General features: G+C 40.7%; 7 protein-coding genes. 2 read left to right on the top strand and 5 right to left on the bottom strand.

Annotated features, from left to right (window positions below):
• Positions 1 to 192 precede the first annotated feature (192 nt).
• Positions 193 to 1,158 carry a glycosyltransferase family 2 protein gene (locus tag H6G59_RS22610; protein ID WP_190718774.1) on the bottom strand — a complete coding sequence of 322 codons (966 nt, stop codon included), beginning with the start codon at positions 1,156 to 1,158 and terminating at the stop codon, positions 193 to 195.
• Between the two features lie 255 nt (positions 1,159 to 1,413).
• On the opposite strand from H6G59_RS22610, the gene H6G59_RS22605 reads away from it, so the two are divergent.
• Positions 1,414 to 2,613: an argininosuccinate synthase gene (locus tag H6G59_RS22605; protein WP_127052396.1), complete on the top strand. Its 1,200-nt coding sequence runs from the start codon at positions 1,414 to 1,416 to the stop codon at positions 2,611 to 2,613.
• 140 nt (positions 2,614 to 2,753) lie between these two features.
• Here the strand turns inward: H6G59_RS22605 and H6G59_RS22600 are convergent, their stop codons facing one another.
• Positions 2,754 to 3,383 (bottom strand): DedA family protein, encoded by a 630-nt coding sequence (locus H6G59_RS22600; protein WP_190718771.1) that lies wholly within the window; start codon positions 3,381 to 3,383, stop codon positions 2,754 to 2,756.
• Between the two features lie 454 nt (positions 3,384 to 3,837).
• Here H6G59_RS22600 and H6G59_RS22595 point away from each other — a divergent pair, with 454 nt between their 5' ends.
• Positions 3,838 to 4,170 carry an STAS domain-containing protein gene (locus tag H6G59_RS22595; RefSeq protein ID WP_190718767.1) on the top strand — a complete coding sequence of 111 codons (333 nt, stop codon included), beginning with the start codon at positions 3,838 to 3,840 and terminating at the stop codon, positions 4,168 to 4,170.
• Positions 4,171 to 4,814: 644 nt separating this feature from the next.
• Here H6G59_RS22595 and H6G59_RS22590 read toward each other — a convergent pair.
• The 3 genes from H6G59_RS22590 to rpsF all read right to left on the bottom strand — a co-directional run bounded on the left by H6G59_RS22590 (position 4,815) and on the right by rpsF (position 6,261).
• Complete coding sequence (locus tag H6G59_RS22590; RefSeq protein WP_127052393.1) at positions 4,815 to 5,375, bottom strand: Npun_F5560 family protein; 561 nt, start codon at positions 5,373 to 5,375, stop codon at positions 4,815 to 4,817.
• Positions 5,376 to 5,436: 61 nt separating this feature from the next.
• Positions 5,437 to 5,709 (bottom strand): hypothetical protein, encoded by a 273-nt coding sequence (locus H6G59_RS22585; RefSeq protein ID WP_242038953.1) that lies wholly within the window; start codon positions 5,707 to 5,709, stop codon positions 5,437 to 5,439.
• A 225-nt stretch (positions 5,710 to 5,934) separates the two neighbouring features.
• The gene (gene rpsF, locus H6G59_RS22580) at positions 5,935 to 6,261 is read right to left on the bottom strand and encodes a 30S ribosomal protein S6 (RefSeq protein ID WP_190718763.1); all 327 of its coding nucleotides are present in this window, start codon (positions 6,259 to 6,261) and stop codon (positions 5,935 to 5,937) included.
• Positions 6,262 to 6,297: the final 36 nt, after the last annotated feature.

Below are 6,297 nucleotides of genomic sequence, written 5' to 3'. Positions count from 1 at the left end.
GACAATGTATTTTTTCGCTAATATGTGATTTTTTAGCCTCAGTTCTCTTTCTTATTTCCGTAATTTCCCCGCGTGACAGCTAAGGGTGCGGAATGTGGGATCTAGAGTTTTTCGTAATCTTATAAAAGTTCAAATCTCACCCGTTTTGGGTATATCCTTCTTACTCTCCGCGCCTCTGCGTCTCTGCGTGAATCATTTACCCTCAATCTCAGCATAAGCAGCATAAACACCCTTAACATTATACCAATTCAAGAAAATCCGCGCAATTTCCAAAGCCAACTGCGGCTTACCAATATTAATCAACCATTGCAAAAACGGAGACATAGTTCTTTCATTCAACAACCCATTTAAAGAAAGAATCCCCCACAACAAACGATGAAACCAAGTCATTTGAATCATCATCTTTACTTCCCAAGTAGGATGCTTTTGATAAAACAAAACACCCATGCGTCCCCGTTGAATTTCCTGATCAATTAATTTGGGAATTTGCTTTAAACTAAAAGGTGGATGCCAATGATAACCAACAGCTTCAGGACATTTAATTAATTGCAAACCTAATTTTTTTAATCTCACGCCTAATTCTAAATCTTCCCAACCATAAAGTTGAAAACCAGTATCAAATAAACCTGCTTCTTCTAACCAATGTTTGGGAATAGCGACATTACCCGTAGCAAAGAAAGCAGCAGAAAAATCTGTGATTTTATAAGGTTCTGCGGTGGGATTTTCAAAATTGCAAGTATTAATTACAGCACCGTAAGTAAAAAACCTGTCGCTTCCTAATTTCTCCCTTTCCTGTACTAAAGCATTTGTATGAGCTTGCAGGAAATTAGGTAAAACCACTAAATCACTATCAATAAAAATAATTGTGTCACCTTGTGCTTTTTCTACCCCCAAATTTCGCGCAGCAGCGGGACCAGCATGATCTTGTTCAAAACAGCGCACATGAGGAAACTCATCTTTGTGTGCTGCTAACCAGTCCAAAGTTCCATCAGTAGAACCATCATCTACCAACACAACCTCATAACCTTGTATATGATTTTCGTTGCTAAACACCTGTCCCTCCAAAGCACGGAGGCACTTTTGCAAAATTGGCAAGCGATTATAAGTTGGAATTACAATACTAAAAAACATAGTTTCACCCATATCACTATTATTCATATTGAGAATATGACAAAGAGAAGATAGTCACGGTTTCTTGAAAAAACATCTGTATAAGTACATTAACTTGAATTTGAAGATACCATATTTGTACGTACAATCCTGCCCCTAAATCAATAAAAAGCTTATATGGTAAGGTTTTTCAACTTTTAAGTTTTAATTTTTAATTGGATAGCTGTTGCATTAGGAAAATATACGCTAGGCAAGTCAGATATAATAATGACTCATTCTTTGTTTTCCTAAGTGGAGAAACTAATGGGTCGCGCCAAAAAGGTTGTTCTAGCATATTCTGGTGGAGTAGATACTTCTGTTTGCATTCCCTACTTAAAGCAAGAGTGGGGTGTAGAAGAGGTAATTACCCTAGCAGCAGATTTAGGTCAGGGAGATGAATTAGAACCAGTTCGAGAAAAAGCCCTAAAATCGGGTGCAAGTGAATCTCTGGTAGCAGATGTTAAAGATATCTTCATTAAAGATTACGCATTTCCCGCGATTCAAGCCAACGCCCTCTATGAAAATCGTTATCCTCTAGGAACAGCCCTAGCTCGGCCGTTGATTGCTAAAATCCTAGTAGAAGCAGCTGCAAAATATGGTGCTGATGCGATCGCTCACGGTTGTACTGGCAAAGGTAATGACCAAGTACGCTTTGATGTTTCCTGTACAGCCCTAAATCCCAACCTAAAGATACTTGCACCAGCTAGAGAATGGGGAATGAGTCGGGAGCAAACTATCGCTTATGGTGAGCAATTTGGAATTCCTGCACCAGTAAAAAAATCCTCTCCCTTCAGTATCGACAAAAACTTACTTGGTCGTAGCATCGAAGCTGGGACGTTGGAAGATCCAGCCAACGAACCACCAGAAGAAATCTATGAAATGACTAAGGCCATAGCGGATACTCCCAACGAGCCAGAATATCTAGAAATTGGCTTCCAAAAAGGACTTCCTACCACAATCAACGGTACATCTAAAAACCCAGTTGAGTTAATCGAACAACTCAATCAGATAGTAGGAAATCACGGTATTGGGCGGATTGACATGATTGAAAACCGCTTAGTAGGCATCAAATCGCGGGAAATCTACGAATCACCAGCAATGGTAGTACTCATTAACGCCCACCGTGATTTAGAAAGCCTAACTTTAACAGCCGATGTCAGTCAATACAAGCGGGGTATTGAAGAAACCTACACCAAATTGGTATACAACGGACTTTGGTACAGCCCACTTAAAGCCGCATTAGATGCCTTTATTCAACAAACACAAGAACGAGTTTCTGGTGTGGTGCGGTTAAAACTTTTCAAAGGTAATGCCACAATAGTTGGTCGTTGGAGTGATAATTCCCTCTATACTCCCGACTTAGCAACCTACGGAGCCGAAGACCAATTTGATCACAAAGCCGCCGAAGGCTTCATTTACGTCTGGGGACTCCCCACCCGCATTTGGGCGCAGAGAGACAGGTAATAGGGGCAGGGAGCAGGGGAGCAGGGGAGCAGGGGAGGCAGGGGAGAGAATTATTTATAACCTCTTCCCAATTACGAATTACGTTGGCGGTAGCCTGCCGTAGGCATTATTACGAATTACGAATTACCAGTCCCCAATCCCTATTCCCCAGTTTCCTGTTTTATTTGGCGAGATTCCCACCAAATAGGGACAACAATCACAACAACTAAGATTAATAACGCCAAAATTGCAAATTTGCTCACCCAAGCCACTAATTGTTCTAGGGAAATAATTTTGCCTGCAAAGAAAGCTAAAGTCACCATCACACTAGCCCAGGCAGATGCCCCGGCAAAATTGTATACCAAGAATTTCCCGAAGGACATTTCGGCGATACCCGCAAGTGGTGCAGCAAAAATTCGTAGCAAAGCAAAAAAGCGACCAAAAAATACAGCTTTAGCAGCGTTTTCACTAAATTGTTCTTTAATACTCAGCAGTCGCGCTTCAGATATGCGGAATATCTTCCCCACTTGTAGCAAGAAAGGCCAACCACCAACCCTACCAATCCAATAGCCGCAATTACCGCCAATTACAGCACCTGCAACAGCGTCACCGAGAACCAGCCAGTAATTCAGTTCATCACTGCCAGCTAGAAAACCGCCTACTAAAGTCACGGTTTCACCAGGAAGAGGAATGCCCAAATTCTCTAGCAAAATTCCTAAAAAAATTGCCCAATAACCGTAATTACGAGCAATTTCTTGGATGTTTTCTAGTGAAATTAGCTCAAGAGACATCCAACACCGCCGACTTTACAAATTTTTACTTTTACTATATTTTTGCTTGTTTTTGGTTAGGGTGTCAATGAAAACGCTACAAGAAATCATGGGTTTTGAGTTTTATTCGCCTTCAGCGGTAGGTTGAGGGCAGAAGGAAATCATAAATTTTTAGATCAGCTTACCTGGCTTCAAAAATTTTGTTCCCGTTTACTTATAAAAAAAGTTATAACAATTCTTACTTTTTATAAAAATTTCGTAACAGATAAATTTGCTACCGAAATTACCAGGCTATTATGCTTATATTGAGAGAATCTATCATAAATTATACGAGATAAATACTGTATCAACTTAGATAGACTATAATTGCGGTAAGTCCTGACAATCGGATTAAATCAGTATATTCACTGTTGTAAAAAAACAGTATTAATGCAAACTTCTTTTTTCATAGCGTTTCAACTACACACTTAAATTCATGACTCTTACACAAGAACGTCAAGTGATTTTGTTTAAACCCCAAGGAAGCATAGACTTAGAAGGTGGTACGGCCTTAAGCGAACAGATGGCTAGAGTCAATCCCCACTCTCAGCAACTCTGGGTTATCGATCTAGCAGAAGTGGATTTCATGGATAGTTGTGGGTTAGTCCCCCTTGTCAAAGGGCTGAAAGCTGTGCGTGAGACTGGTTGCCGCTTAGTTCTTTGCAATGTGAAAGCCCCTGTACGGTTAATTTTGGAACTCACTCACTTAGATTCAGTGTTTGAGATATTTAACAGTTACGAAGATATATTCTCTGGCCTTAAGGGTTAAGTTTGGTGCTATCTGACTGAATCTCAATATTCTTCAGAAATGAAGAGGAAGATTTTACACTCTCCGGGCTAAAGCCACGGAGATTATTCTTAGTTCAACGAATTCACTGACACCATTTGGAAGTTTAGATTTTAGATTTTAGGTGGTGAAAGATTTGTTGCATAATGTTTTCTCTTTTGCTATTAGTTTAGCTTCCAGGCGTTGACTAATCAGCGAGGTGCTTCTTTTAAAGCGAAGCCCAGCCCATTCACGGAGCGTTCTATAGGCAGGGGCTATGGCGTTTAATTCTGATATGTGTTTTATCCCAATTTAATCTGAGGTTGCATAGAATCATGAAACCCATTAACTCATGTGTATTGATCTGCGTGCATCTGTGGTAAGTAGGTTGGCGTTAAAAATTGTCGTTATGACAAGGGAACAGAGAGCAGCGCGGTCTTGGGGTCTCCCCAAGTGGACCGACTGCGGAGGAACAGAGAACAGAGAACAGGTTTTGGGCAACTTTACTTTTCGTTACATATTACTCTTCGAGAAGCCGCTCCGCGTCTACGGTTTTTTTTGTTCACCTACTTAGTTGTCGTTGAAACCTTATTCTATGCAGCTTCAGATTAAATTGGTTTTACTGCAATGGTCTTAAAGAGAATACATTATGCATTCTGGGGAGCGGACATATTACTTTGTCCAGATATAGTACTAGAGAAATTTGGTAAATCAATACCACTGTGACTTGCGTGACGAGTTTTTAGTGCTAACCTGTAACTCACACTTTGCAGTTCTGCCTGTAGTTGCCTATTTTCTCGTTGGAGAATTGCTACCTTATCTCTCACCGGAGCCATGCGTTCCTCAAATTTACGACGGTAAATTTGGGGCAATTCTTGCACAACTTGCTCTAACATTCGACTACGATCAGTTAGTTCTTGGACTGACTGTCGCAATTGGTGAATTTCGGTATCACGAGATGTAATTTGCTCTTGGTAGAACGTTACCTGTTGTTCAACAGCTTGGAGTTGCTCTCTTAACGCCTCTAATTGACTCAAATCGCACTCAGACTCAGACCGTTGCGGGATAAAATTGGTATTCCCCTTGACTAGCCGGAATAGTTCTTGAGATAGCTGTTGCACTAATTGATCTCGAAGTTGCAACTCTTGGTGCAACTGGGATATTTCAGTAGATAAAGCTTGGGTGTTGGGTGTGTCAGATTGGCTCACAGTGGCTTACATCTTTTAGGTATAACTGCGATAATAGTTCCAAAAAACATCGACAAATATCTCATGCCTTTCGTTTGCCGGGAATAACCCCGACAGGGCGAACTACAACGCCCCCTATCCCTAGACTAAACGCTGTTGGGACTACTTTACGTAAAATATTTAAACTACCATTGACATCAGCATGAATCAATAAAGCATTACCTGCTTGATAAAGCTTAGTCCTGATTCTACGACCACTAAATTTAACTTCTTTCGAGTCAGCTTTTCCATAAGTAGGAATACTATCTTGGTCTAAAAAAGAAGCTACAGAAGTGTAAGAATCCTCAGAAACCAATACCTTGAAGTTTTACAATACTGTGTATGTATGGGAAAAACACTTCCCGCATTAATTTACGAAAAACATATCGCACTTAAGAGAAATTGACAACTGTTAAAATACACAAATTTACCTAAAAGTGAATTACACGATAGGACAGGTGTTTTGCCTGTCCTACAAAGAATAGATATTCTTTAGTGTTTTCGAGGGAAAATCCGGGAGGACTTATCCTCATGGACAAGTTTAAGCGGCAACAGTCTCCGTAGCTGATTGATCTTGCTTGATGTCCTGCTTAATAGTCAGATAGCGAATGACTTCCTCACTCAATCGCATAGCGCGTTCCAGCGGAGCGATCGCGGTTGCAGGGGCTGTGTAGTTAAATTGGATGTAGATGCCGTCACGATGCCTGTTGATTTCATAAGCAAGACGGCGCTTACCACGATTCTGAATTTCGATCTTCTCAGCACCTTGTTCAGTCAGCAAGTTCTGGTATTTAGTAACTGCTTGATCTACCTGCTCATCTCCCAAATCAGGACGCAGGATGTACATTGTCTCGTAAACTGTCGTCATTTATTTTTGCTCACCTTATGGACAAAAAGGCCGCTA

The organism is Anabaena lutea FACHB-196 (assembly GCF_014698305.1).
In the GTDB taxonomy this organism is placed as follows: Bacteria; Cyanobacteriota; Cyanobacteriia; order Cyanobacteriales; family Nostocaceae; genus Anabaena; species Anabaena lutea.
This window is presented reverse-complemented; position numbering and strand designations above follow the sequence as displayed.

What these genes read in the sequence shown, in the direction of transcription:
- H6G59_RS22610 (WP_190718774.1), bottom strand. Translation starts at nt 1,158, where the DNA reads ATGAATAATAGTGATATGGGTGAAACTATGTTTTTTAGTATTGTAATT.
- H6G59_RS22605 (WP_127052396.1), top strand. Translation starts at nt 1,414, where the DNA reads ATGGGTCGCGCCAAAAAGGTTGTTCTAGCATATTCTGGTGGAGTAGAT.
- H6G59_RS22600 (WP_190718771.1), bottom strand. Translation starts at nt 3,383, where the DNA reads ATGTCTCTTGAGCTAATTTCACTAGAAAACATCCAAGAAATTGCTCGT.
- H6G59_RS22595 (WP_190718767.1), top strand. Translation starts at nt 3,838, where the DNA reads ATGACTCTTACACAAGAACGTCAAGTGATTTTGTTTAAACCCCAAGGA.
- rpsF (WP_190718763.1), bottom strand. Translation starts at nt 6,261, where the DNA reads ATGACGACAGTTTACGAGACAATGTACATCCTGCGTCCTGATTTGGGA.